Genomic DNA, 23,588 nt, shown 5'->3' with positions numbered 1-23,588 from the left:
CGGCCCCTGCGTCCCAACGGGCCCCTGCGGTCAGCCCGCCGGAGCGGCCGCGTCCAGCACCACCACGTCCTGCGCCTGGAAGGCGATCCCCGCCCGCTCGCCCACTTCGGGCGCGTCCCGCAGCGCGCAGGCCGCCTCCACCTGGGGGCCGGCGGCCGGCTGGAGCAGCAACGCGACATGGGTGCCGCGGAAGGTACGGGCCGCGACCGTGCACGGCAGGCCCTCCGCGGCGGCCGTCAGCCGTACCCCCGCCGGGCGGACGAGCAGCCGGCACGGCCCGTCCGGGGTGGCCGCCGGAACGGGCACTTTCCCCCAGGGGGTGGCGGCCGCGTCGCCCTGCACCGTCGCCTCGACCACGTTGTCGAAGCCGAGGAAGCGCGCGACGAATTCGGTGGCGGGCCGCTGCCAGACCTCCAACGGGGTGCCGGACTGCGCGATCCGGCCGTCCTGCATCACCACGACCCGGTCCGCGAGCGCGAAGGCCTCCCCCTGGTCGTGGGTGACGGCCAGCACGGTCGTTCCCAACTCCCGGAAGAGCCGCCGCAGTTCGACGACCAGCCGTTCCCGCAGCCCGCGGTCGAGCTGACCGAGCGGCTCGTCCAGCATCAGCAGACGGGGGCGGGGGGCCAGGGCCCGGGCCAGGGCGACGCGCTGCTGCTCGCCTCCGGACAGGGAGGCCACGGCGCGCCGCTGGGCGCCCGGCAGCCCGACGAGGTCCAGGAGTTCGGCGACCGTACGCTCCTGGTCGGCGCGCGGGGTACGCCGCATCCGCAGCCCGAAGCCGACGTTTCCCGCGACATCGCGCTGCGGGAAGAGCTGGTGGTCCTGGAACATCAGGCCGACCCCGCGCCGGTGGGTGGGCACCCCCGACTGGTCCCGCCCCTCCAGCAACACCTGCCCCGCGTCGGCCTGCTGGAGCCCGGCGACCACCCGCAGCAGCGTGGACTTGCCGCTGCCGCTCGGCCCCAGGACGCACACGATCTCCCGGGCGGCGACCACCAGATCGACCGCGTCCAGCGCCGGGTCCCCGCCCGCGCCGAAGCGGACGGTCACCCCGCCCAGCCGCAGCAGCTCCCGCGCTGTGCTCCCGGCCCGTGCCGTCATCTAGAACTCCCCGGATCGGTCGAGGGGGCGCAGCCGCTCCAGTATCAGCAGGGCCGCGGCGCACACCACCATCAGGATGGTCGACAGGGCCATCGCCTGCCCGTAGTTGAGCTCCCCCGCACGTCCCAGCAGCCGGGCCACGGCCACCGGCAGCGTCGGCTGGTCCGGCCGGGCGAGGAAGACCGTCGCCCCGAACTCACCGAGCGACACGGCGAACGCGAAGCCCGCGGCGATCAGCAGCGCCCGCCGCACCATCGGCAGGTCGACCGCGCGCCACACCTGCCAGGGCGAGGCGCCGAGCACGGCGGCCGCCTCCCGCAGCCGGCTGTCGACCGCCCGCAGCACCGGCAGCATCGTCCGGACCACGAACGGCACCCCCACCAGCGCCTGGGCGAGCGGCACCAGCCACCACGAGGCGCGCAGATCGAGCGGTGGCGCGTCGAGGGTGATCAGAAAGCCGAAGCCGACGGTCACCGCGGAGACTCCCAGGGGCAGCATCAGCAGCGCGTCGAAGCCGCCGACGAACCGGCTGATCACGGGCGTCCGCCCGGACGGACCGCGCCGCAGCCGGGGCAGGGTCAACGCGGCGGCCGCCAGTCCGCCCACCACCAGCGCGATCGCGGTGGCCGCGGCCCCGTAGGCGAGGGAGTTCCACAGCGCGTCCAGGGGGGCGACGGCGAAGGTGCTGTCGGCGCTCGCGGCGGAGCCCAGCGCGGCGTAGAAGACCGTCCCGTAGCCGTCCGGCCCGGCGAACGAGCGCTCCACGAGCACCACCAGCGGCGCGAGGAGCAGGACGGCGATGACCGCGAACGTCCCCCACAGCAGCGCCCACTGGCCGCGGCCGCGCGGCCGGCGGGCCGTCTGCGACGCGTCCACGAGCCGCAGCGCGGATTCCCGGCGGCGCACGGTCCAGGCGTGCAGCGCCAGGACGCCCAGCACCGCAGCGAACTGGATCATGGTGAGGACGGCGGCCGTCGGCAGATCCAGGAAGTCCGCGGTCTGCCGGTAGATCTCCACCTCCAGCGTCGAGAAGGCGGGGCCGCCCAGGATCTGCACCACCCCGAAGGAGGTGAAGGTGAACAGAAAGACCATCAGGGCGGCGGCCGCGACGGCCGGCCCCAGCGCGGGCAGCGTCACCCGCCGCCAGGCCGCGAACCGCCCGGCTCCCAGCACCCGCGCCGCCTCCTCCTGCCGCGGATCGAGCTGCCCCCAGAGCCCGCCGACGGTCCGTACGACCACGGCGTAGTTGAAGAAGACATGCGCCAGCAGAATCGCCCACACCGAGGTGTCCAGGCGCAGGCCCCACAGGTCGTCCAGCAGCCCGCCCCGCCCGACCAGTGCCAGGAACGCCGAGCCGACGACAACGGTCGGCAGCACGAACGGCACCGCCACGACGGCCCGCAGCAGCTGTTTGCCGGGGAAGTCGAAGCGGGCGAAGACATAGGCGCCGGGCAGCGCGATCAGCAGCGTCAGCCCGGTCGAGGCGGCCGCCTGCCAGACGGTGAACCACAGCACCTGCACGACATCCGGGTCGCTCAGCACGGCACCGAACCGGCCGAGCTGCCACTGTCCGCCGTCCTTGAGCCCCCGTCCGACGATCGCCACGACGGGATAGGCGAAGAACAGCGCGAAGAAGGCGAGCGGCACCGCCATCAGGCCGAGCCGCACCGCCGTCCCCCGCGCGGGCCTGCCGCGCCGGGCGCCCTTGACGTCCGAAGGCGTTACTTCAGAACGAGCGAGGACCACTGCTTGATCCACTGTTCGCGGTTCTTGGTGATCGTCCCGGGCGCCAGGGTGGCCGGCTTGTCGATCGTCGTGCCGTACTTGGTGAACAGCTCCGGCACCGCGGCGTCCTTACGGGCCGGGTTGACGAACATCTGCAACGGCACGTCCTCCTGGAACTTCTTGCTCAGCAGGAAGTCCAGCAGCGCCTTGCCGCCCTTCTCGTTCTTCGCGCCCTTCAGCAGACCGCCGAATTCGATCTGCCGGAAGCAGGTGCCGGCCGCGACACCGGTCGGGGCCTCCTTGGGCGCGGGCTTCTTGCCGAGCACCTCGGCGGGCGGGCTGGAGGCGTAGGAGACCACCAGCGGCTTGTCGCCCTTGCCCTTGCCCGCCGCGGAGCCGGAGAACCGGTCGTTGTAGGCCTGGTCCCAGCCGTCGACGACCTCGACGCCATTGGCCTTGAGCTTCTTCCAGTAGCTCTGCCAGCCCTGCTCGCCGTACTTCGCGATGGTGCCGAGCTGGAAGGCGAGCCCCGGGGAGGAGGTGGCGGAGTTCTCCGTGACGAGCAGCCCCTTGTAGCGGGGCTTCAGCAGATCGTCGAAGGTCTTCGGCGGCGCGATCTTGTGCCGGGTGAAGTAGCCGCGGTCGTAGTTGACGCAGATGTCGCCGTAGTCGAGCGGGGTGACCCGGTGCTCGCCCTTGTCGAGCTGAAGCCCCGCCGGGACGCTCTCCAGCCCCTTGGCCCGGTAGGGGCTGAAGAGCCCCTCGTCCAGACCGCGCGAGAGCAGCGTGTTGTCGATACCGAAGAACACATCACCCTGCGGGTTGCCCTTGGACAGGACCGCCTGGTTCACGGCCTTGCCGGCGTCCCCGCCCTTGAGCATCGTGACCTTGTAGCCGCTCTCCTTCTCGAAGGCGGCCAGCACGGACTTGGAGACATTGAACGAGTCATGGCTGACGAGCGTGACGGTCTTGGCGTCCGCGCTCCCGCCGCCGGGGCTCCCGCAGGCGGCGAGGGCGGTCATCCCGACCGCGGCGGCCATCGCCGTCGCGGCGATCCTGCTGATGGTGCTCACTGATTTCCTCCTGGCTGGCCAGGAAGAGACGCGGCCCTGCCCGGTGTCCACGACTCCCGGCGTCCGGGGACGCGGGGAGGGAACTCCGGGCAGGGCGCAACAGCATGAGTGACGACCGAACTTCCTACCCGGAATGACCCGGGCGAGGTTCAAGGGTCTGCGGGCACCGTAGGACTACGACGCTTCCGCACTCTCAGCGCTGTGGCGCTCCCCTGTCGGAATGTGCATTTGTTCGACGACACCGTACCAGCGGGGCGGTCAGCGCTCCGAGGCCGCGAGCTGCCCGCAGGCGCCGTCGATCTCCTGGCCGCGGGTGTCGCGGACGGTCACCGGAACCCCGTGCGCCTCGATGGCCTGGACGAACGCCCGCTCGTCCTCGGGCCGCGACGCGGTCCACTTCGAGCCCGGCGTCGGGTTCAGCGGAATGAGGTTCACATGGACGCGCTTGCCCTTCAGCAGCCGTCCCAGCAGGTCACCGCGCCACGCCTGGTCGTTGATGTCCCGGATCAGCGCGTACTCGATCGAGATCCGCCGCCCGGACTTCTCGGCGTACTCCCACGCCGCGTCCAGCACCTCCCGCACCTTCCAGCGCGTGTTGACGGGCACCAGGGTGTCGCGCAGCTCGTCGTCCGGGGCGTGCAGCGACACGGCCAGCCGGCACTTGAAGCCCTCGTCGGCGAACCGCAGCATCGCCGGCACCAGCCCGACCGTGGAGACGGTGATCCCCCGCTGCGACAGCCCCAGCCCGTCCGGCTCGGGATCCGTCAGCCGCCGGATCGCCCCGACCACCCGCTTGTAGTTGGCGAGCGGCTCCCCCATCCCCATGAAGACGATGTTGGACAGCCGCGCCGGCCCGCCCGGCACCTCGCCGTCGCGCAGCGCACGCATCCCGTCGACGATCTGGTGCACGATCTCGGCGGTCGACAGATTGCGGTCCAGCCCCGCCTGCCCCGTGGCGCAGAACGGGCAGTTCATCCCGCACCCCGCCTGCGACGAGATACACATCGTCACCCGGTCCGGGTACCGCATCAGCACCGACTCGACGAGCGTCCCGTCATGCAGCTTCCACAGCGTCTTGCGCGTGGTGTCCTCATCGCACGAGATGTGCCGCATGACCGTCATCAGCTCCGGCAGCAGCTCACTCGCCAGCTTCTCGCGCGCCGCCGCCGGAATGTCGGTCCACTCCGCCGGATCATGCGCATAACGGGCGAAGTAGTGCTGCGACAGCTGCTTGGCACGAAACGGCTTCTCCCCGATCGCCGCCACCGCTTCACGGCGCTCGACGGGGCTGAGATCAGCAAGGTGCCGCGGCGGCTTCTTGGCCCCGCGCGGCGCGACAAAAGTAAGTTCTCCGGGTGCAGGCATGGTGCGTCCAGTGTGGCAGATCGTCCTGGGCGGCCCGGGCCGCAGGCGGTGAGAGGACGGTCACCGCTACGGCGCAGGGTGCCTGGGGCCGGACCAAGACCTCCCCCGCCCTCCGGACCCCGATCCCCCCGCCATGTCGCTCCCGCACCGAAGGGACGCAGCCGGCGTATCCGCAGCCCCGTGCCCTCGTTGGCCACCGCGCCGGTGGTGGCGGGGTGGGGTACGTCAGGAGTGTGGAGCGGTGGCCGTGACCCGTTGGATTGTGATCAACGTGCCGTCCTGGTTGGTGCTGGCGGGGCTGGTGGTCGGTATCGCCGGTGGGACGGCGGCCGTCCAGGCGCTTGTCCGGCACCGTTTCCCCCGGCTTGAGCGGGGCGAACACAATGAGATCGCCCAGTTCCTGTTCCCCGTCATCGCCGTGGTCTACGGGTTCCTCATCGGCTTCATCGTCCTGGCGCTCTGGGGCCAGGTGAACACGGCGGACCAGACGACGCGGGCCGAGGGGGCCCTGGCGGCGCAGATGGCCAGGGGGCTCGAGGTCCTCGGCGGGGCCGAGCGCGTACGGATCCGGAGCGGGCTGCTGGAGTACGGGCGCGCGGCGTCGGCCGAGTGGACCGACGCCGCGACCGGGCGCGCGAGGCCCGGGGCCGAGACCGCGCTGAACCGCCTCTACGGCGCGTACGAGGCCGTCAGGCCCCGCGACGACACCCAGCGGGCCTTCCTCGCCACCTCCCTCGCGTCGCTGCGGGAATTGAGCAAGGCGCGGACGGAACGGCTGCTGGAGGCGCGCAGCAACGTCGGCCCGCCGCTGTCCTTGTGGCTGGTGATCTTTCTGACCAGCGGACTGGTCCTCGGGTTCTCCGTCGTCTTCGGCTGCCGGCAGGCCCGGATGCACTACGGGATGGTGGGGGCGGTGAGCGTCCTCGTCGCCGCCAACCTCTTCCTCGTCGTCGAGTTGGGGTATCCGTTCCTCGGCGAGTTCGCGACGTCGCCGGAGCCGCTGCGCGCGGTGGTCGAGGTCCTGTCGACGCCCCGGTAGGCGGCGGTCGGCGCACAGGTGAGGGCAGGGAGAGGACTTCCTCTCCCTGCCCTCACCTGCGAGAACCGTGCGATCAGCCGGCTCCCACGAAGATCACGAAAAGCAGCCAGACGACCGGTGCGGTCGGCAGCAGGGAGTCGAGCCGGTCCATGATGCCGCCGTGACCGGGGAGCAGAGTGCCCATGTCCTTGATGCCGAGGTCCCGCTTGATCATGGACTCGCCGAGGTCGCCGAGGGTCGCGCTGGCCGCGACGGCGAGGCCGAGCAGCAGACCCTGCCACCAGGCGCCGTCCACGATCAGGAACTCCATGCACAGCGCGCCGGCCGCCATCGCGAAGAGCACCGCGCCGAGGAGTCCCTCGCGGGTCTTGCCGGGGCTGATGCGCGGGGCGAGCTTGTGCTTGCCGAAGCGCCAGCCGACCGCGTACGCACCGGTGTCGCTGACGACCGTGAGCAGCAGGAACGTCATCACCCGCTCCGGCCCGTCGGCTTCGGCCGCGAGCATCAGTGCCACGAACGTCGCGAGGAAGGGCACATAGAACGCCGCGAAGACGCCGGCGGTGACATCCCGCAGATAGTTCTCGGGCGCCTCGGTCATCCGCCAGACGAGCACGGCGAGCGCGGTGAGCGCCATCGCCACCCAGGCACCCTCGGCGCCGCGGACATAGCCGGCCACCACCATGGCCGTACCGCCGACCGCGAGCGGCACCAGCGGCACCCGGATGTCCTTGCGCTCCGCCAGCCGCGAGGTCAGCTCCCACAGGCCCACGACCACGGCGATCGCTATCACGCCGATGAAGACGGGCTTGTAGACGAAGAGCGACGCAACAATGATCGCGCCGAGGCCGATGCCGACCCCTATGGCGGCGGGCAGGTTGCGGCCCGCGCTCTTCTTCTTCGGCTTCTCTGAGTCCGGCGAGCTGTCGGACCCGGAAAGAGAGGTGGGCATGGGCTCCTGCGGCTTTTCGTCGCGGAACAGGGGGCCGCTCCGTCGAGCAGCCCCCCGGTCGTCCAGGTGATCCTGGTTATCCCGGATGTCCCGATGTTCTCGGTTGTCATCCTGGTATCCGCCTTGCCCGGGGACAAAGGGCATGGGCCGAGTCTGCGCCGCATCGCCCCAGTCGTACACCGGACCCGCCGGAGCGGGGGGCGCCGCCCCGCGAAGCGAGGGGGCCGGTCCGTGGTCGGGCGGTCCCCATTGACCGGCGCCGGGCGGGGCCCCCCAGGAAGACTCGTTCATCAGACCTCGAGGAGCTCGGATTCCTTGTGCTTGAGGAGCTCGTCCACCTGCGCGACGTACTTCGCGGTGGTGTCGTCGAGCTCCTTCTCGGCGCGGCGGACCTCGTCCTCGCCGGACTCCTTGTCCTTGACGAGCTTGTCGAGGGTCTCCTTGGCCTTGCGCCGGACGCTGCGGATCGAGATCTTCGCGTCCTCGCCCTTGTTCTTGGCGACCTTGATGAACTCCTTGCGGCGCTCCTCGGTCAGCTCCGGGAACGTCACTCGGATGATGTTGCCGTCGTTGCTCGGGTTGACGCCGAGGTCGGAGTCGCGGATGGCCTGCTCGATGTTGCGCAGCGCGCTCTTGTCGAACGGGGTCACCACGGCCATCCGCGGCTCGGGCACCGAGAACGACGCCAGCTGGTTGATCGGCGTCATGGCACCGTAGTAGTCCGCCACGATCTTGTTGAACATCGCCGGGTGCGCACGCCCGGTGCGAATCGCGGCGAAGTCCTCCTTGGCGACCACGACGGCCTTCTCCATCTTCTCCTCGGCCTCGAGGAGGGTCTCTTCGATCACCACTTGCTCCTGGTCTTTTCGGTAAGAAGCAGAGCCTCGCCCCTGCCGCGCGTCTTCTCCTGCACGGTGTCCGACCGGCAGGCCGTTGTCCATCCCCGTACCAGGGTCCTACCCCGGCCGGGAGCTGCCGCCCGTACGGGCCGATGCCCGTACGGAATCGCGGCAGTTGAGGCCGTCAGGCCCGGGTGTCCTGATCGCTGACGAGCGTGCCGATCTTCTCACCCTTCACCGCACGCGCGATGTTGCCCTCGGCGAGCAGCTCGAACACGAGGATCGGGAGCTTGTTGTCCCGGCACAGCGTGATGGCGGTGGCATCGGCGACCTTCAGGTCACGGGTGATCACCTCGCCGTATTCGAGCGCGTCGAACTTCACCGCGTCGGGGTTCTTCTTGGGGTCGGAGTCGTAGACCCCGTCCACCCCGTTCTTCCCCATCAGCATGGCCTCGGCGTCGATCTCCAGGGCACGCTGGGCAGCGGTGGTGTCGGTGGAGAAGTACGGCATACCCATACCGGCGCCGAAGATGACGACCCGGCCCTTCTCCAGGTGGCGCACCGCGCGCAGCGGAATGTACGGCTCCGCGACCTGTCCCATGGTGATGGCTGTCTGGACGCGGGAGTCGATGCCCTCCTTCTCCAGGAAGTCCTGGAGGGCCAGACAGTTCATGACCGTGCCGAGCATGCCCATGTAGTCGGAGCGGGCCCGGTCCATACCGCGCTGCTGGAGTTCGGCGCCGCGGAAGAAATTGCCGCCGCCGATCACGATGGCGATCTCGTAGCCGTCGCGCACCACGGCGGCGATCTCGCGGGCCATCGCGTGCACGACGTCGGGGTCGACGCCCAGTCCCCCGCCGCCGGCGAACGCTTCGCCCGACAGCTTCAGCAGGAAGCGTCGCCTGCCGCCGTGACCGGCATGGTCTGTGTGCGCGCCGTCGGCACCGTGAATCATTGAGCTCTCCTCGTGCACATACGAAGAAGGCCATTGCCGTGGGTCTGGTTCAGATCCCTCTGCGGCAATGGCCTCCTCGTCACATCTGCGGCCGGCCGTTGAGCGGCCGACTGCGTACGACCCTAGCGGGGTCGCAGGTCATTCGCTGCCTTCGCGACAGGCTCAGATGCCGACCTTGATGCGCGAGAAGCGCTTCAGGGTGACACCGGCCTCCTGGAGGACCTTCTCAACGGACTTCTTGTTGTCAAGGGCGTACGGCTGACCGAGCAGCGTCGCGTCCTTGAAGAAGCCGTTGATCCGACCCTCGACGATCTTCGGAAGAGCAGCCTCGGGCTTGCCCTCCGCGCGGGTGGTCTCCTCGGCGACACGCCGCTCGGCCTCGACGACCTCGGCCGGCACGTCGTCCTTGGCGAGGTACTTCGGGGCGAACGCGGCGATGTGCTGCGCAATGCCCTTGGCGACCTCGGCGTTCTCCTTGTCGAGCTCGACGAGAACACCGATCTGCGGCGGCAGGTCGGGCATGGTGCGGTGCATGTACGCCGCCACGTAGCCGTCGGCGAACTGCGCGAAGCGGTCCAGGACGATCTTCTCGCCCAGGGTGGCGTTGGCCTCGTCGACGAACGCCTGGACGGTCTTGCCGGCCTCGATCTCGGAGGCGAGCAGGGCCTCGATGTCGGCCGGGGAGGTCTTCGCGACGTGCGCGGCGATCTCGTTGGCGACGGCCTGGAACTTCTCGCCCTTGGCGACGAAGTCCGTCTCGCACTTCAGCTCGACGATGACACCGGAGGTGTTGTCGCCGGCGATCACGGAGACCACCGCGCCGTTCTCGGCGGACCGGCCCTCGCGCTTGGCGACGCCCTTCTGGCCCTTGATACGCAGCGCCTCGACGGCCTTGTCGACGTTGCCCTCGGCCTCGTCCAGGGCCTTCTTGCAGTCCATCATGCCGGCGCCGGTGAGCTCGCGGAGCTTCTTGACGTCAGCGGCGGTGTAGTTCGCCATGGTCTGTGAATCTCTTCTCGAAATCTCGAAGTCGAAAGATCTACGGGTGGACGGCGGGGGCGGCGCTTGTGGCGCCCTCCCCCGCCGTCATCAGCCGGATGCTGCGGGTCAGGCCTGCTCGGCCGGCTTCTCGGCCTCGGCCTCGGCGGCGGGGGCCTCGGCGGCCGGAGCGGCCTCCTCAGCGGGCTTCTCCTCGGCCTTGGGGGCCTCGTCGTCAGCCTTCTTCTCGCCCTCGAGCAGGTCGCGCTCCCACTCGGCCAGCGGCTCGGCGCCAGCGGCCTTCTCGCCGGGCTTCTGGTCGCCGGTGGCGGCACCGGAGCGGGCGATGAGGCCCTCGGCGACGGCGTCGGCGATCACGCGGGTGAGCAGGGTGACGGAGCGGATCGCGTCGTCGTTGCCCGGGATCTTGTAGTCGACCTCGTCCGGGTCGCAGTTGGTGTCGAGGATCGCGACGACCGGGATGTTGAGCTTGCGCGCCTCACCGACGGCAATGTGCTCCTTCTTGGTGTCCACGATCCAGACGGCGCTGGGCACCTTCTGCATCTCGCGGATACCGCCCAGGGTCTTCTCCAGCTTGGCCTTCTCGCGGGAGAGAACCAGGAGCTCCTTCTTGGTGAGGCCGGAGGCGGCCACATCCTCGAAGTCGATCTGCTCGAGCTCCTTCAGGCGCTGAAGGCGCTTGTAGACGGTCGAGAAGTTGGTCAGCATGCCGCCGAGCCAGCGCTGGTTCACGTAGGGCATGCCCACGCGGGTCGCCTGCTCGGCAATGGCCTCCTGGGCCTGCTTCTTCGTGCCGACGAACATGACCGAGCCGCCGTGGGCGACGGTCTCCTTGACGAACTCGTAGGCGCGGTCGATGTACGACAGCGACTGGAGCAGGTCGATGATGTAGATGCCGTTGCGCTCGGTGAAGATGAAGCGCTTCATCTTCGGGTTCCAGCGGCGGGTCTGGTGCCCGAAGTGGACGCCGCTCTCCAGCAGCTCCCGCATCGTGACGACGGCCATGGCCGTACTCCTTGTTGTTCTCGGTTCCACTGCGGCCGGTCGGCCGCGGTGCCTGACGCCCCGACGCGCCTGCCGGGGAAGACACCTTGCGGAGCCGTCCGAGGACCGAGGGGCGCGGCCGTCGTGCTGCCCGAACGGGACTGGTGCACTGACGGCGGGGCGTGCGAAGTCGACCCGGTGACCCGGATCGCCATCAGAAGTGTACGGGACTGCCGATGCACCGGGCGACACGCACCTTTTCGAGCCCCGCCCGAGTGACACCGTTGTCCACAACCGCCCCGTCATCCACAGCTTCAGACCAAGATCCACACCCCGCGACGGACTGCGCCACCGTCAGCACATGCGACGAAACCCGCGACGAGACCCGCGACGAGACCCGCAACAAAATCCCCGCCGGCATTCGCTCCCGACCAGCGCCTTCCGCGCCTCCTTCAGCGACCTCCGGGGGCGCTTCCCGCGGCTGGTGGCCGGTGGGCGGCCCAGGCACCGGGGCCGCGACCGAGCGGGGCACGGGCCGGGGCCCCTCCCGGCTGCCCGGCGCCGGCCACGGTCCTCGCCCTCGTTCCCACCTCCGCCTCGGTCCCAGTCCAGGTCCAGGTCCAGGTCCCGGTCCCGGTCCCGGTCTCGCTGCTCGTCCCCGCCCCCGTCCCGCTTCCGGTCGCCCGCGCCTCTGCCACCGGGGCCGCGAGGAGAGCCGAAGGGGTATGGGCCGAGCTGCTTCTTCCCCGCCCACGCGGCGGGCGTGCTGCTGGCCCCGGCCACGGCCGCGGTCCTCACACTCTTCACACCGGCCCTCGCGAGCGCTGCCGCTCCGTCGGTGAATGGGGTGGCGGGGCGAGGGGTGGAGGGTGGGGTGGAACGACTGGCGGCGCGCGGGGCAGAGGGCGGGCTGGGGCTCGTGGCGGGGCGGCCCGGGCAGCACCGGATCGACGGGCCTGCGGGGAGCGGGACGGAGGGGCCGGTGCTGCGCGGCGCGAAGAGGCCGGAGCTGCGTGGGGCGGAGAGGCCGGTGGGGCGCGAGGTCGACGAACCGGTGGGGCGCGGGGTGGATTGGGCGGTGGTTGCGGGACGTGGGGAGGTGGGCGAGGGGGTGGGGTGGCGTGCCGAGAGTGGGGCACCCGCGGCACCTGCCGTGCCACCGGACAAGGACAGATCCTGGCCGGTGGGAGGCCCTGTGGGCGCACAACCAACGGTGATCAGGGGCTGGGAGCCGCCTCCTTCCCCGTGGGCGGCCGGGCACCGCGGCGTGGACCTGGCCGCTTCCGCCGGCGCCGTGGTGCGAGCAGCGGCCCCTGGCCGGGTGACCTATGCGGGAACCGTCGCAGGCCGCGGCGTCCTGACCCTCGAGGTCTCCCGCTCGGGCCGCCCTCCGTTACGCACCACGTACGAACCCGTACGCTCCACGGTCCGGAAGGGCCAGCGCGTCAAGGCCGGCCAGCCAGTCGCCGTCCTCCAGCCCGACGGCCCGTTCCACTGCCGCGAGCCCTGCCTCCACTGGGGCCTACGCCGCGGCAAGACCTACCTGGACCCACTGTCCCTGCTGCCCCGAAGCATGCTCCGCGGCGGCCCGTCCCGACTACTGCCGATCTTCGGGATTCCCCTACCGGCAGGCGGCGCTGCCTCTTCCCCGCATCCAGAACCACCGGAGCTCACAGCGCAGGCAAGAAGCTCGGCGCCTACGGCGGCAGCCCTCATCGAGGCGGCCGGACTCGCGGCCGTGGCGATCTGGGCGTTCGGTCGGCTCCCCGCGGCCCGGCCTCGGCAGGCGAGGAGGACCCGCGGAGGCGGCGGAGTGGAGGGCGCTCGTGGCACGTCGTCGGGCGAGGGGGTGAGTGAGCGCGAGACGCCGTGACCACGGCGAATCGGTGATCCCGACGCTGCGGTGATCGCCACGGAACGGGCGAGCCCGCAAAGGTGAGACCAGCCCGGCCAGCGAGGCGACGGTGGCGTCGCACGGGTAACGGCCCACGCCAGGCCCAGGCGAAAGCAGCGCGAGGGCCGCACAGCAGCTCGGCACCACGCCACGGGCACGACCGGGCTGCGGGCTGCGGGCTGCGGGCTGCGGGCTGCGGGCTGCGGGCTGCGGGCTGCGGGCTGCGGGCTGCGGGCTGCGGGCTGCGGGCTGCGGGGCCAACGAGCGTGGAGGTGGTGGAGGTGGGTGGGTGGGCCGGGGGCCCGGGGGGGGAAGCCCCCGAAGTCAGCCGCCAACCCCGCGGAGAGCCATCGCCACCGCCGCCTCCGTGATCTCGCCCGGGTCCTCTGCGGCACCCAGTTCGATGCGGCGGACCGCGGCGTCGACGACCCCCTGGAGGAGCATGGCCGCGAGCCGGGGCTGTTCGTGGCCGAGGGCGGCGAGCGCCTCGACGATCATGGCGATGAGTCCGCCGTGTGCCGCGCGGATCTTCTCGCGCGCGCCCGCGTCCAGCTCGCCGGCCGAAATGGCCACGACGGCGCGGTGGCGCCGGTCGCCGACCAGCGCGAGTTGCCGGCGCACATATGCCTCGACCTTGTCCTCGGGCGTGTCGACGCGCTGCATCGCCACTTCGACCTCGGCGGCCCAGACCGGGAAGTCGACGGCGCACAGCTCTTCGACGACGGCGGCGCGCGAACGGAAGTACTCATACACGGAGGAGCGCGCGAGGCCCGTGCGCTCGGCGAGGGCGGGGAAGGTCAGCGCTTCCGTTCCGCCTTCGGACAGCAGGGAGCGGGCGGCGTCCAAGAGGGCGCCGCGCTGCATCGACCGGTGCTCGGCCACGGAGGCCGCTCGAATCCTGGGCACGTCACCACTCTACGGATGGCACACCCGCCGTGGCACTCCGCATGGCGACACCACGTGGAAAGACCTGGCGCCCGCAACGCGTGACTCAGCGTCCGACGTCGGCGAGTTTCGCCCTGAGCTGGAGTACGGATTTGGTGTGAATCTGGCTGACTCTGCTCTCCGTGACGCCGAGGACATTGCCGATCTCGGCGAGCGTGAGGCCTTCGTAGTAGTAGAGCGTGACCACGGTTTTCTCGCGTTCGGGGAGGGTGTTGATGGCGCGCGCGAGCAGGCGCCGCAGCTCGCGGTCCTCGGCGATCTCGACCGGGTTCTCGGCGGCCGTGTCCTCGAGGGTGTCCATCAGGCTCAGCCGTTCGCCGCCCTCGCCGCCGACGTGCAGCAGCTCCTCCAGCGCCACGACGTTGGCCAGGGACAGCTGGCTGAACACCCCGTGGAGTTCCTCCAGGGCGATGCCCATCTCCTCGGCGACCTCCGCCTCGGAGGGGGTACGGCGCAGTTGCGCTTCGAGGGTGGCGTAGGCGCGTTCGACGGCGCGGGCCTTCTGCCGTACGGAGCGCGGAATCCAGTCGAGTGCGCGCAGCTCGTCGATCATCGCGCCACGGATGCGGGTGATGGCGTAGGTCTCGAACTTGATGGAGCGTTCGGGCTCGAACTTCTCGATGGCATCGATCAGTCCGAAAACCCCGGAGGAGACGAAGTCGGCCTGTTCGACGTTGGGGGGCAGGCCGACGCTGACGCGGCCGGCGACGTACTTGACCAGCGGGGAGTAGTGCAGGATCAGCTGCTCCCGCAGCCTGCCGTCGCCTGACGCCTTGTAGGCGCGCCACAGCTCGTCGAGCGCGCTGGGCGGAGCGGGGCGCACGCTGCCGCGTGCGGCGGGTGGTACAGCCGCACGGTCAGACCCGGAGGTGTGCTGGGGCATTCGTCGCCTTGAGCCGTTCTGCCGAGACGCGGGTGGATGGATGTATGGGGGTTGAATTGCCTGTGAGCGTAGCGTGACCATAGCGTCGCGGTGCGCGAGGAAGGCAGGTTCGGGGGTGCGCAGATACGTTCCGCTGCCCGCACCCCAGAGTTACCTCGTACGGCGTGGCGACATCCGGACACGGTGCCGGGCGCGGGCTTCCGGAGGGCCGTGCGGGCGGACGCCATGACATGACGGGCGGGGCCTCATGCGTCCCGTGCGCCACATTGCCGTCTCCCCACGGGTCGGGCCCGTGCCACGAAGCACGGCAAACCTGGATTCTGCGGTCATTCCCCTCACCCTTTCACCCGTTCACCCCAGGTCAAGTACCGCCTCGCCGGGAACGCCCGGTCGTCTCGGCGCGTCGCGCCAACTCCCAGCGATCACCGCACTTTTGAACGAATCCGAGGGACAGCAGCTCGAAGAGTTTGGCGCGGGTGACATCGCGGGGCACGCCGGCCTCCTGGGCCAGATGGCCGGTGCCCTCGCTGCCGCGCGCCGGCAGCGCCTCCAGTACGAGGGTCGCGACGGGGTCCAGAAGGTCGCGGATGCGGGTCCGGCCTTCCCGGTCGGGGGCGAGGTCGCCGATGCTGCCGACGAGCTCGATGACCTCGTCGGCGTCGGTGACCACCGCGGCCTCGCCGCGCAGGAGTTGATGCACACCGGCGGACAGGCCACTGGTGACCGGGCCCGGCATGCCCATCGTGAAGCGCCCGAGGGTCTGTGCCCGCCGGGCGGTGACGAGGGAGCCGCTGCGGAGTTCGGCCTCTACGACGACGGTGCCTCTGGTGAGCGCGGCGATCACGCGGTTGCGCTGGATGAAGCGGCTGCGGGTGGGGTGGTCGCCTGGCGGTAACTCAGCGACCACCAGGCCCTGTTCGGCGATCCGGCCGATCAATTCGGTGTGTCCGCGCGGGTAGGGGTGGTCGACTCCTGAGGCCATGACGGCGGTGGTCGCGCCGTCCGCGGCGAGCGCGCCACGGTGGGCCGCGCCGTCCACGCCGTAGGCGGCGCCGGAGACGACGGTCCAGCCGCGGTCGGCGAGTCCGGCGCCGAGGGTGGTGGCGAGGTGGGCACCGTATTCGGTGCAGGCTCTGGCGCCGACGACGGCGACCGAGCGCAGTGCCCACAATCGGAGGTTTGCCGTTCCACGCACCCACAGGCCGATGGGGCGGGCGTCGCCGAGGTCGTCGAGCTGGCCGGGCCATTCGTCGTCCCCGGGGCAGATGAACCGGCCGCCGAGGGCGGTGACGGCGTCGAGGTCCGCCGTGGGGCGTGCGCGGGCGGCGCGCAACCGCAGGCCCGCGACCTTGGCCGGGCTTGCGCCCGGGGGTGGGGCCGAATCGTCGTCGGACAGGGTCTGCCACAGGGCCTCCGGGCCCATCTCGCGCAGCCAGCGGCCGGCGGTCTCATCACCGGGTTCGAGGATGCGGGTGAGGGCTGCGCGGGCCGTGCGCTGCGGGTCGGCTGCCTCGCCGACTGCGCGCGATGGCTCGGTGGTCGCGGGGCTCGGCTCGGTCGTCGTGGGTACGGCATGACCCGGTCCGGCCGTGGGGTCGTGTGCGCGGCCCCGGTGGTTGTCGGCTGGCTCCGGCTCGCCAGTGGCGAAGCCCCATGCGTCGATGCCGTTCATGGTTGCCCCTGCTTGTGCTGCGGCCGGGCGGTAGCGGTCTCGTGGCGCTTTCCGCCGCCACCGGCCGCTGTCAGCGCGCCGCGGCGTACGCCGGTGCGGAGTTCCAGGGCCCAGTTGACGTCCTCCTTGGTGGGGCGGTCGCGGCCGGCCAGGTCGGCGGCCGTCCACGCGACGCGGAGGACGCGGTCGAGGCCACGGGCGGTGAGGAGGCCGCATTCGAGGTCGCGTTCCGCCTGGGCCAGCGCGCCCGGGTGGACCTGCCAGCGGGTGCGCAGCTCGTGCCCGGGTACCTCGCTGTTGGTGTGCCACGGTGTGCCGGCGAATCGGGCTGCGGCGCGTTCCCTGGCGGTCCGGACGCGTTCGGCCACAGCGGCGGTGGTTTCCGTGTCGCACCCGAGGGCGATCAGTTCGGCGCGGGCGACCGGCTCGACGGCGATGCGCAGGTCCACCCGGTCCATCAGGGGGCCGGAGAGCCGGGCCCGGTAGCGGCGGACGGACGACGGCCGGCATTCGCAGCCGCCGCTGGTGGTGCCGTGCCGTCCGCAGGGACAGGGGTTGGCCGCGAGGGCAAGGAGGATGCGGGCGGGCATGCGCATCATGCCCGCGGCGCGGGCGACGACGACATGACCGGACTCCAGCGGCTGGCGCAGTGCGTCCAGGACGCGTGGGCTGCACTCCGCGGCCTCGTCCACGAACAGCACGCCGTGGTGGGCGAGGGAGACGGCGCCGGGGCGGGGCAGTCCGGTGCCGCCGCCCACGAGGGACGCCATGGTCGCGGAGTGGTGCGGGGCGCAGTAGGGCGGCCGGTGGACGAGCGGCTGCCCCGGCGGGAGAGTGCCGGCTACCGAGTGGACGGCGGTGACCTCCAGGGATTCCTTGGGCGACAGAGGCGGCAGCAGCCCCGGGAGGCGTTCGGCGAGCATGGTTTTGCCGGCGCCGGGTGGGCCCTTGAAGAAGATGTGGTGCCGTCCGGCGGCGGCCACTTCCAGGGCGCGGCGGGCGCTGTGCTGGCCTGCGACGTCCGCCAGGTCGGGGGTGTGGTCCCCGGGTGGCAGGCCCGCGCCCACGCTGGTTCCGGGCACGACCAGCCCGGCGAGCGAGGGGTCGGGGCGGCCTTCTTCCCGGGGGTCCTCCTCCTCGGGCACCGGTTCGTCGGCGAGGACGGCGATGAGCTGGCGCAGGCTGCGCACGCCGAGGACGGAGATGCCGGGGACGAGGGATGCCTCGGCCACGGTCTGTTCCGGGACGACGACCTGGCGGTATCCGGCGTCGGCGGCGGCTAATACGGCGGGCAGTACTCCGCGTACGGGGCGGACGCGGCCGTCCAGCCCCAGTTCGCCGATCATCATCAGGTCGGTGAGTTCGCGCGGGTCCAGGCGCTCGGCGGCACCGAGGACCGCGCAGGCCACGGCCAGGTCGAAACCGCTGCCGCCTTTGGGCACGGAGGCCGGGCTGAGGCCGACGGTGAGCTTCTTCTGCGGCCATTCGGCGCCGGAGTTCACGACGGCCGCGCGCACCCGTTCTCTGGACTCGATGAGGCTCTTGTCGGGGAGTCCGACGAGGGTGAAGGCGGCGACGCCGGGTTCCAGGTCGGCCTGGACTTCGACGACGACACCTTCGACGCCTACCAGGGCGACGGAGCAGGTGCGGGCGAACCCCATCAGGCCACCCCTCGCGCGTGCTGGACGACCGGGGCGCCGCGGGTCGGCAGCAGTACGCCGATGACGTCGATCCGTACGCCTCCGGGCGGGGGGCCGCCGTGTCGCTCCAGCCAGCGTTCCGCCAGGAGTCGCAGCCGGGCGGTCTTCTCGGGGCGTACGGCCGCCATGGGGTGTTCGTACCAGCCGGCGCGGCGGGTTTTGACTTCGCAGACCACCAGGGCGTCGCCGTCGGCCGCGACGATGTCGATCTCTCCGTCGCGGCAGCGCCAGTTCCGGTCCAGGATCCGCATCCCGGCCTCGATGAGCCGCCGGGCTGCGAGGTCCTCGCCGTACCGGCCGAGGGCGCGGCGCCGGGTGTCGGGCGGTTTGGCCGTCGTGGGGCCGGCGTCTCTCGGGTCGGTGCCTGATGGCTCGGCGGCGGTTCGCCCGTCCGCCGCGGGGGGCTTACGCCCCGGGGGCGGCCCTCCGCCCCTGCGGCCACCGGCCGACCTAACCTTCGCGGCCTGCCCCGAACCAACCTTCGCGACCTGCCCCGAACCCGTGCTGTGCACCTCTTCGCCGCCCGGCCCCGCGCCGCTGCGTGCCCCGTCCGGACCGCTCGTCGAACGCGACCCGACCGCCTCGCCCTGCCCGCTCGTCGAACGTCCCCGGAGCACCTCGCCCCCGGCGCCCGCCGAGCTCGCCCCCCGTGCCGCGTTCCGGTCCCTCGCGGAGCGCGTCCTCGACGGCGTCTCCGTGATCGATGCGTTCTTTCCGGCCTCCCGGCCGGCCTGCATGGCGTTCATGCGGTACCACCTCCGGCACCGACTGTGACGCCCCCGACCCGAACTTTTGGATCTTGGTGGACAGTGAGCCGGATGTGGATAACCCGCTCACCCGTCCGGATGACGGTGGGCCGCCCCGGGACCCGGCGCTCCGGCCGGCTCAGCTCCCCGGAAGATCCAGATCGCTCTTGTTGAGCTCCTCGATGTTCACGTCCTTGAACGTGAGTACCCTCACCTGCTTGACGAAGCGGGCCGGGCGGTACATGTCCCAGACCCAGGCGTCAGCCATCGACACTTCGAAAAAGACCTCACCCTGGACCGAGTGCACCTGCATCTCGTAATCATTGGTGAGGTAGAAGCGACGCTCGGTCTCGATCACATATTTGAACAGCCCGACGACGTCGCGGTACTCCCGGTAGAGCTTCAGCTCCATCTCGGTCTCGTACTTCTCGAGGTCCTCGGCGCTCATGGCAGATCCCCTTCAGCCGTGCGTCCCCCCATTGTGCGTCAGACCCGCTCGGTCTCCAGGAGCACCGGCGCATCGGGGGGCCCATCGTCGAGCAGCGTACGCAGCAGCTCGACGAGTCTGGTCGGATACACCGTCTCACGGGATGCGGACAGTTCCTCCCAAGTCCACCACCTCAGTCCCGAGACGCTGCGTCGCTCCAGCTCCGTCTGCCCGCCGGTGTGGGTGGCCGTCCGGTCGGTTCTTCCCAGGTAGTACCACTCATCCTGCTCCCAGCGGCGCCCGTCGAACGGAAATGCGCAGTGGCGCTTCCACAGGACGGGGCCGAGGACGACGTCAGTGATGCCGGTCTCCTCGGCGAGCTCGCGGCGGGCTGCCTCTTCCCGGCTCTCCGTGCCTTCGAGGCCGCCGCCGGGGGTGAACCACCAGGTGTCGGTGGGGCGGTCCGGTTCGAAGCCGTGGAGCAGCAGGATCCGGTCGTCGGGGTCGAGCAGCACGACGCGGGAGACCTGGCGTACCGCGGTCGCCTCCGGTGCGTCGGGGGCGGCATCGGCTCGTCCTTCGGCCGCCGCACGGCGCCCGGCGGACACGTCACCGCCGGCCGCAGCACCGTCCGCCGGCCCACGCCCCATGGGCTCCTCGGCACCCCGCCCCGACCCCTCAGCCACGCTTACGCGCCCCGCGCCGGGCGAGCGGTCCGTAGGCCGCACCGCCAAGGATGAGAACCGCACCGGCGACCACCGCGAAGGTGATGGGCTGCACCGGGCCGGGCTGGGAGATACCGCCGGGCAGGGCGGCGAAGCTTGTCGGGCGCTGCATCACGCCGACGCTGCCGAGCGGCCAGGCGCGCGCGTCGACCCGGGCGTTGACGGCGCTGCGCGGCACCGAGCCGTGGTCGCCGTCGGTGAGGTGGACACGGGAGTCGAGGGAGTCGTTGCGGTGATCGCCGAGCAGGAAGAGCTGGCCGGCGGGGACCTTGGCCTTGAAACCGACGGGCGAGGCGGGCCCGCTGCCCTGGAGATACGGTTCCTCGACGGGCTTTCCGTTGACGGTCAGCCGCCCCTGCTTGGTGCAGCAGGCGACCTTGTCGCCGCCGGTGCCGACGACGCGCTTGACCATCGGAAGGTCGCCCCAGACGTCGTCCTTGAAGACGACGATGTCGCCGCGCCGTATCTCGGAGCCGTCCACCCGCTCGGCCAGAACCCGGGCACCGGCCGCGATCGTGGGCGACATCGAATCGGTCGGCACCGTATAGGGGCGGTATATCAGCGCCCCCCATACGAAGCCGCCCAGGAACAGCACACAGCCGACGGCCACGGCCAGACCGGACAGCACGCTGCCCGTCGTCCGGCCGCGGCCGTCGGTCCTGTGTTCGGTACTGCTGCTCATCCCAGCGCTCCCACCCCGCGGAACCGGCCCGCGTCGAAGATCCGGGACGGCACCTTACCTGGGGTTACGCGCTCCGGTCAGCCTCCGGCGGCGCCACATCACGATCGGCACCGCGCCCGCCAGCCCCAGGGCGGCCGGAGCCGCACCCATTGCCTTGTTGATCCCGGGCTGGTCGAAGGTGTCCGGTACCGGCAGGGTCGACCAGCGGTTGATCGGCCATGCGATGGTGAACGCCCGGCCGACGACCTCCTCCTCCGAGACCGTGCCATTGCCCTTGAGGTTCTGGTGGTACCGGGAGTCGAGGGAGTCGTCACGGTGATCGCCCATCACCCAGATCCGGCCCTTGGGGACGTGGATCGGGCCGAACGCGCGGTCACCGCAGGGGGTGACGCCGGGGAAGATGTACGAGTCTTCCTTGAGGGCCTTGCCGTTGACCTTGACCGGGCCGGTGCCGTGGCACTCGACGGTGTCGCCGCCGACCGCGATGACCCGCTTGATCAGGTCCTTCTCCTCGGCCGAAGGCATCAGCCCGATGAAGCTGAGGACCTTCTGGACGGGGTTGGGCTCGGGGGTCGGCGTCTCGTTCAGCCAGCCACCCGGGTCGTGGAAGACCACGACCTCGCCGCGCTGCGGCTTGGAGCCGAACCACGGCGTCAGCTTGTCGACCAGGACCCGGTCCCCGCGCTGGAGAGTGTCCTGCATCGAGTCGGACGGGATCGAGAATGCCTGCACCAGGAACGTCTTGATCAGCAGCGCCAGGAGCAGAGCGATGCCGATGAGGATCGGCAGCTCCTTCCAGAAGGCGCGCGGCTTCTTGGCCTTCTTCATGCCGCCGCTCACCTCCTCGCCCGACGACCTGTCCAACGTATCGGATGTGTCCGATACGTCGGCCGGGGCCGAACGCTGCGACTGCGCCCCTGACTGTGCTGGTGACTGATGCACGGAACTCGTCGCCGGTCCCGCGGCCTCACCACGCCCTGCCGGCTCTTCGGGCTCTTCGGTTCCGGACCGCGCGCCGACCGCCAAGTCCCCCACATCTGCTCCTCACTCCACGCACTCGCCCACCCGTCAACCGGTGCAGGCCCATCACTCCCATAACGAGCGGGAGTTCCGCAGGGGTCGGGAGTACGGTCAAACTCTCGGATGCCACCTTATGCGGCGTTCCTGCCGAGGACGCCTTGGCGCCCGGCGCGTCGCGCACCGTCGCAAAGGTGTCGGGCTCTTCGAGGCGCCGCCAGTGGCTGAACGGCCAGGCGATCACCACGGCCCGGCCCACGACACTGTCCTCCGAGACCGTGCCACGGTACGGCTCGTCCAGGTGGAAGCGCGAATCCGCGGAGTCCGAGCGGTGGTCGCCCATCACGAAGATCCGCCCGGTGGGGACGGCCACCGTGAACTTCAGTGTGGAGGGCGGGTTGCCGGGATGGATATACGGTTCGGTCAGCGGTGCGCCGTTGACGGTGACCCGGCCCTGCTTGTCGCAGCACTTGACGGTGTCGCCGCCGACCGCCACGACCCGCTTGATCAGGTCTTGTTCATCGGCCGACGGCAGCAACCCGATGAAGGTCATGGCGTCCTTGACCGGCTGGAAGGCGCCCCCGTCGGCGGGGGGCTTGGTCTGCTCGCCCTTGAGCCAGCCCCCGGGATCCTTGAAGACGACGACGTCGCCGCGCTCCGGCTTGGAGCCGAACCACGGCGTCAGCTTGTCGACCAGCACCCGGTCGCCGATTTTGATCGTCTGCTCCATGGAGCCGGACGGGATGACGAATGCCTGGACGAGAAAGGTCTTCAGGACGAGGGCGATGGCCAGCGCCACGCCCACCAGGATCGGGATTTCCTTCAGGTAGGAGCGCTGTCTGCGCCGCTTGATGCGCCGCGCCTGGCGCCGCCGCTCGGCGCGCCCGCCGGTCGCGACCCGGGCCGACCGCCGGCCGCCGTGCCCGACCGTCTCCTGGGGACCACCACGCGCGCCGGAGTCGCCGTACGCCTCGTCGCCCGGCCCCGTGGGGTCGGCACCGCGCGCCCGGCTCCGCTTCGGCGGGCCATCGCCCTGGCTCCCGTGGCGGGGCCGCCCGCGCTTACCCATGGGGACCTGCCGCGGCGGGTATCCGGTCGAAGGTCTCTGGGGTGTCGAAGGTGCGCCAGCGGCTCATCGGCCAGGTGATCAGGTCCGCACGGCCGATGACCCTGTCCACGGGGACCGTGCCGCCGCCCGCCTGACCGAGGTGGTCGCGGGAATCACTGGATCTGGCGCGGTGGTCCCCCATGACCCACAGCCTGCCCTCGGGCACCACGATGTCGAAATCCACCGAGGACGGCGCGTCCCCAGGGTGGAGATACGCCTCGCTCACGGGCTCACCGTTCACTTCGATCCGTCCCCGTTTGTCGCAGCAGGTCACACGGTCACCGCCGATGCCGATCACACGCTTGACGTAGTCGGTCTCGGCGGGACGGGCCAGGCCCAGCGCCGCGCCGGCTCCGCGCAGCAGCCCCGTGACGGGATTCTCCCCCTGTTCCCTGTGAACGAAGGACCCGGTGCCGTCGAAGACCACCACATCGCCGCGCTCCGGTGCGCTGCCGAAGCGGTAGGCCAGCTTGTTGACCAGCACTCGGTCCCCGATGTGCAGGGTGTTCTCCATGGAGGAGCTGGGGATCAGAAAGGGCTGTGCGATGAACGTGCTGAGCAGCAGCACAAAGGCCAGGCACAACGCGAGCAGGGTGACCGGCCGGTGGCGCAGACCGGCCGTACGGGCGCGGAAACGCGCGAAGCGCGACCCCTGCTCCGGCCCCTGGTCGGGGGTGGGAGAGGGGTCGCGCTCCGTGAGCTGTGCGTCGGTGTCCATCGGGCCCTGAGCCTATCCGGCCGGATCCGGACACCGTAC

The 23,588-nt window shown here is 71.0% G+C and carries 22 protein-coding genes and 1 pseudogene; 3 read left to right on the top strand and 20 right to left on the bottom strand.

The annotated features are described in order from the left end of the window. Window positions 1-30 precede the first annotated feature (30 nt). The 4 genes from CP981_RS28000 to rlmN all read right to left on the bottom strand — a co-directional run bounded on the left by CP981_RS28000 (window position 31) and on the right by rlmN (window position 5,267). Window positions 31-1,104, bottom strand: a complete 1,074-nt coding sequence (locus CP981_RS28000) for an ABC transporter ATP-binding protein (RefSeq protein ID WP_085927537.1) — start codon at window positions 1,102-1,104, stop codon at window positions 31-33. Continuing rightward, window positions 1,105-2,850 (bottom strand): ABC transporter permease, encoded by a 1,746-nt coding sequence (locus CP981_RS27995; RefSeq protein ID WP_425282170.1) that lies wholly within the window; start codon window positions 2,848-2,850, stop codon window positions 1,105-1,107. Further along, on the bottom strand, window positions 2,826-3,902 hold the full coding sequence (locus CP981_RS27990) for a thiamine ABC transporter substrate-binding protein (RefSeq protein ID WP_085927535.1): 1,077 nt from the start codon (window positions 3,900-3,902) through the stop codon (window positions 2,826-2,828). The genes CP981_RS27995 and CP981_RS27990 overlap by 25 nt, the downstream gene beginning before the upstream one ends. A 258-nt stretch (window positions 3,903-4,160) precedes the next feature. Beyond that, on the bottom strand, window positions 4,161-5,267 hold the full coding sequence (gene rlmN / locus CP981_RS27985) for a dual-specificity RNA methyltransferase RlmN (protein ID WP_085927534.1): 1,107 nt from the start codon (window positions 5,265-5,267) through the stop codon (window positions 4,161-4,163). A 247-nt stretch (window positions 5,268-5,514) separates the two neighbouring features. Here rlmN and CP981_RS27980 point away from each other — a divergent pair, with 247 nt between their 5' ends. Further along, on the top strand, window positions 5,515-6,306 hold the full coding sequence (locus tag CP981_RS27980; protein WP_244329809.1) for a bestrophin-like domain: 792 nt from the start codon (window positions 5,515-5,517) through the stop codon (window positions 6,304-6,306). Window positions 6,307-6,379: 73 nt separating this feature from the next. Here the strand turns inward: CP981_RS27980 and CP981_RS27975 are convergent, their stop codons facing one another. From CP981_RS27975 to rpsB, 5 genes are all read right to left on the bottom strand, one after another. Continuing rightward, window positions 6,380-7,546 carry a phosphatidate cytidylyltransferase gene (locus CP981_RS27975; protein ID WP_208852990.1) on the bottom strand — a complete coding sequence of 389 codons (1,167 nt, stop codon included), beginning with the start codon at window positions 7,544-7,546 and terminating at the stop codon, window positions 6,380-6,382. After that, window positions 7,546-8,103, bottom strand: a complete 558-nt coding sequence (frr, locus tag CP981_RS27970) for a ribosome recycling factor (protein WP_085927531.1) — start codon at window positions 8,101-8,103, stop codon at window positions 7,546-7,548. Before frr ends, CP981_RS27975 begins: the two co-directional genes overlap by 1 nt. Window positions 8,104-8,278: 175 nt before the next feature. Next, window positions 8,279-9,049: a UMP kinase gene (gene pyrH / locus CP981_RS27965; RefSeq protein ID WP_018087130.1), complete on the bottom strand. Its 771-nt coding sequence runs from the start codon at window positions 9,047-9,049 to the stop codon at window positions 8,279-8,281. A 162-nt stretch (window positions 9,050-9,211) separates the two neighbouring features. Then, entirely contained in the window at window positions 9,212-10,048 is an 837-nt protein-coding gene (tsf, locus tag CP981_RS27960) for a translation elongation factor Ts (RefSeq protein ID WP_085927530.1), read from the bottom strand. Window positions 10,049-10,156: 108 nt separating this feature from the next. Next, complete coding sequence (gene rpsB, locus CP981_RS27955; protein ID WP_085927529.1) at window positions 10,157-11,053, bottom strand: 30S ribosomal protein S2; 897 nt, start codon at window positions 11,051-11,053, stop codon at window positions 10,157-10,159. 340 nt (window positions 11,054-11,393) lie between these two features. Between rpsB and CP981_RS39575 the strand changes: the two genes are divergently transcribed. Then, a complete protein-coding gene (locus tag CP981_RS39575) occupies window positions 11,394-12,905 on the top strand; it encodes a peptidoglycan DD-metalloendopeptidase family protein (protein WP_425282169.1) in 1,512 nt (503 codons plus the stop codon). A 345-nt stretch (window positions 12,906-13,250) separates the two neighbouring features. On the opposite strand, the gene CP981_RS27940 is transcribed toward CP981_RS39575, so the two are convergent. The 5 genes and pseudogenes from CP981_RS27940 to CP981_RS39405 form a co-directional block, all read right to left on the bottom strand. Then, window positions 13,251-13,790, bottom strand: coding sequence for a TetR/AcrR family transcriptional regulator (locus CP981_RS27940; RefSeq protein WP_167536249.1), 540 nt, complete (start codon window positions 13,788-13,790; stop codon window positions 13,251-13,253). Window positions 13,791-13,917: 127 nt separating this feature from the next. Then, entirely contained in the window at window positions 13,918-14,754 is an 837-nt protein-coding gene (whiG, locus tag CP981_RS27935; RefSeq protein WP_085928607.1) for an RNA polymerase sigma factor WhiG, read from the bottom strand. A gap of 361 nt (window positions 14,755-15,115) precedes the next feature. Continuing rightward, entirely contained in the window at window positions 15,116-16,426 is a 1,311-nt protein-coding gene (gene dprA, locus CP981_RS27930) for a DNA-processing protein DprA (RefSeq protein ID WP_085928606.1), read from the bottom strand. Next, window positions 16,423-18,087, bottom strand: a complete 1,665-nt coding sequence (locus tag CP981_RS27925; RefSeq protein WP_085928605.1) for a YifB family Mg chelatase-like AAA ATPase — start codon at window positions 18,085-18,087, stop codon at window positions 16,423-16,425. The genes dprA and CP981_RS27925 overlap by 4 nt, the downstream gene beginning before the upstream one ends. Next, a pseudogene (locus CP981_RS39405) lies at window positions 18,087-18,437 on the bottom strand (YraN family protein); the annotation flags it as partial. The pseudogene CP981_RS39405 and the gene CP981_RS27925, both read right to left, overlap by 1 nt. 190 nt (window positions 18,438-18,627) lie before the next feature. On the opposite strand from CP981_RS39405, the gene CP981_RS38840 reads away from it, so the two are divergent. Further along, window positions 18,628-18,900 (top strand): hypothetical protein, encoded by a 273-nt coding sequence (locus CP981_RS38840; protein ID WP_244330116.1) that lies wholly within the window; start codon window positions 18,628-18,630, stop codon window positions 18,898-18,900. A 111-nt stretch (window positions 18,901-19,011) separates the two neighbouring features. Here the strand turns inward: CP981_RS38840 and CP981_RS27915 are convergent, their stop codons facing one another. Genes CP981_RS27915 through lepB (CP981_RS27890) form a run of 6 tightly spaced genes read right to left on the bottom strand, consistent with a single transcriptional unit; the run spans window position 19,012 to window position 23,549 of the window. After that, complete coding sequence (locus CP981_RS27915) at window positions 19,012-19,320, bottom strand: DUF2469 domain-containing protein (protein ID WP_003980220.1); 309 nt, start codon at window positions 19,318-19,320, stop codon at window positions 19,012-19,014. Window positions 19,321-19,358: 38 nt separating this feature from the next. Next, window positions 19,359-19,949 carry an NUDIX hydrolase gene (locus CP981_RS27910; protein ID WP_244329808.1) on the bottom strand — a complete coding sequence of 197 codons (591 nt, stop codon included), beginning with the start codon at window positions 19,947-19,949 and terminating at the stop codon, window positions 19,359-19,361. A gap of 28 nt (window positions 19,950-19,977) precedes the next feature. Continuing rightward, on the bottom strand, window positions 19,978-20,706 hold the full coding sequence (lepB, locus tag CP981_RS27905) for a signal peptidase I (protein WP_085928603.1): 729 nt from the start codon (window positions 20,704-20,706) through the stop codon (window positions 19,978-19,980). A gap of 54 nt (window positions 20,707-20,760) precedes the next feature. Next, a complete protein-coding gene (gene lepB, locus CP981_RS27900) occupies window positions 20,761-21,741 on the bottom strand; it encodes a signal peptidase I (RefSeq protein WP_425282168.1) in 981 nt (326 codons plus the stop codon). Continuing rightward, window positions 21,674-22,792: a signal peptidase I gene (gene lepB / locus CP981_RS27895; RefSeq protein ID WP_085928602.1), complete on the bottom strand. Its 1,119-nt coding sequence runs from the start codon at window positions 22,790-22,792 to the stop codon at window positions 21,674-21,676. Before lepB (CP981_RS27895) ends, lepB (CP981_RS27900) begins: the two co-directional genes overlap by 68 nt. Further along, window positions 22,785-23,549: a signal peptidase I gene (lepB, locus tag CP981_RS27890; protein ID WP_085928601.1), complete on the bottom strand. Its 765-nt coding sequence runs from the start codon at window positions 23,547-23,549 to the stop codon at window positions 22,785-22,787. The genes lepB (CP981_RS27895) and lepB (CP981_RS27890) overlap by 8 nt, the downstream gene beginning before the upstream one ends. Between the last annotated feature and the right edge of the window lie 39 nt (window positions 23,550-23,588).

Origin of the sequence: Streptomyces platensis (assembly GCF_008704855.1) — a bacterium.
GTDB classification, from domain to species: Bacteria; Actinomycetota; Actinomycetes; order Streptomycetales; family Streptomycetaceae; genus Streptomyces; species Streptomyces platensis.
This window is presented reverse-complemented; position numbering and strand designations above follow the sequence as displayed.

Excerpts from the sequence above, each read along its gene's own strand:
- CP981_RS28000 (WP_085927537.1), bottom strand. The coding sequence starts at position 1,104 with ATGACGGCACGGGCCGGGAGCACAGCGCGGGAGCTGCTGCGGCTGGGC.
- rlmN (WP_085927534.1), bottom strand. The coding sequence starts at position 5,267 with ATGCCTGCACCCGGAGAACTTACTTTTGTCGCGCCGCGCGGGGCCAAG.
- CP981_RS27975 (WP_208852990.1), bottom strand. The coding sequence starts at position 7,546 with ATGAACGAGTCTTCCTGGGGGGCCCCGCCCGGCGCCGGTCAATGGGGA.
- pyrH (WP_018087130.1), bottom strand. The coding sequence starts at position 9,049 with ATGATTCACGGTGCCGACGGCGCGCACACAGACCATGCCGGTCACGGC.
- tsf (WP_085927530.1), bottom strand. The coding sequence starts at position 10,048 with ATGGCGAACTACACCGCCGCTGACGTCAAGAAGCTCCGCGAGCTCACC.
- rpsB (WP_085927529.1), bottom strand. The coding sequence starts at position 11,053 with ATGGCCGTCGTCACGATGCGGGAGCTGCTGGAGAGCGGCGTCCACTTC.
- CP981_RS39575 (WP_425282169.1), top strand. The coding sequence starts at position 11,394 with ATGCGACGAAACCCGCGACGAGACCCGCGACGAGACCCGCAACAAAAT.
- CP981_RS27940 (WP_167536249.1), bottom strand. The coding sequence starts at position 13,790 with ATGCAGCGCGGCGCCCTCTTGGACGCCGCCCGCTCCCTGCTGTCCGAA.
- whiG (WP_085928607.1), bottom strand. The coding sequence starts at position 14,754 with ATGCCCCAGCACACCTCCGGGTCTGACCGTGCGGCTGTACCACCCGCC.
- dprA (WP_085928606.1), bottom strand. The coding sequence starts at position 16,426 with ATGAACGGCATCGACGCATGGGGCTTCGCCACTGGCGAGCCGGAGCCA.
- CP981_RS27925 (WP_085928605.1), bottom strand. The coding sequence starts at position 18,087 with ATGGGGTTCGCCCGCACCTGCTCCGTCGCCCTGGTAGGCGTCGAAGGT.
- CP981_RS27915 (WP_003980220.1), bottom strand. The coding sequence starts at position 19,320 with ATGAGCGCCGAGGACCTCGAGAAGTACGAGACCGAGATGGAGCTGAAG.
- CP981_RS27910 (WP_244329808.1), bottom strand. The coding sequence starts at position 19,949 with ATGGGGCGTGGGCCGGCGGACGGTGCTGCGGCCGGCGGTGACGTGTCC.
- lepB (WP_085928603.1), bottom strand. The coding sequence starts at position 20,706 with ATGAGCAGCAGTACCGAACACAGGACCGACGGCCGCGGCCGGACGACG.
- lepB (WP_085928602.1), bottom strand. The coding sequence starts at position 22,792 with ATGGGTAAGCGCGGGCGGCCCCGCCACGGGAGCCAGGGCGATGGCCCG.
- lepB (WP_085928601.1), bottom strand. The coding sequence starts at position 23,549 with ATGGACACCGACGCACAGCTCACGGAGCGCGACCCCTCTCCCACCCCC.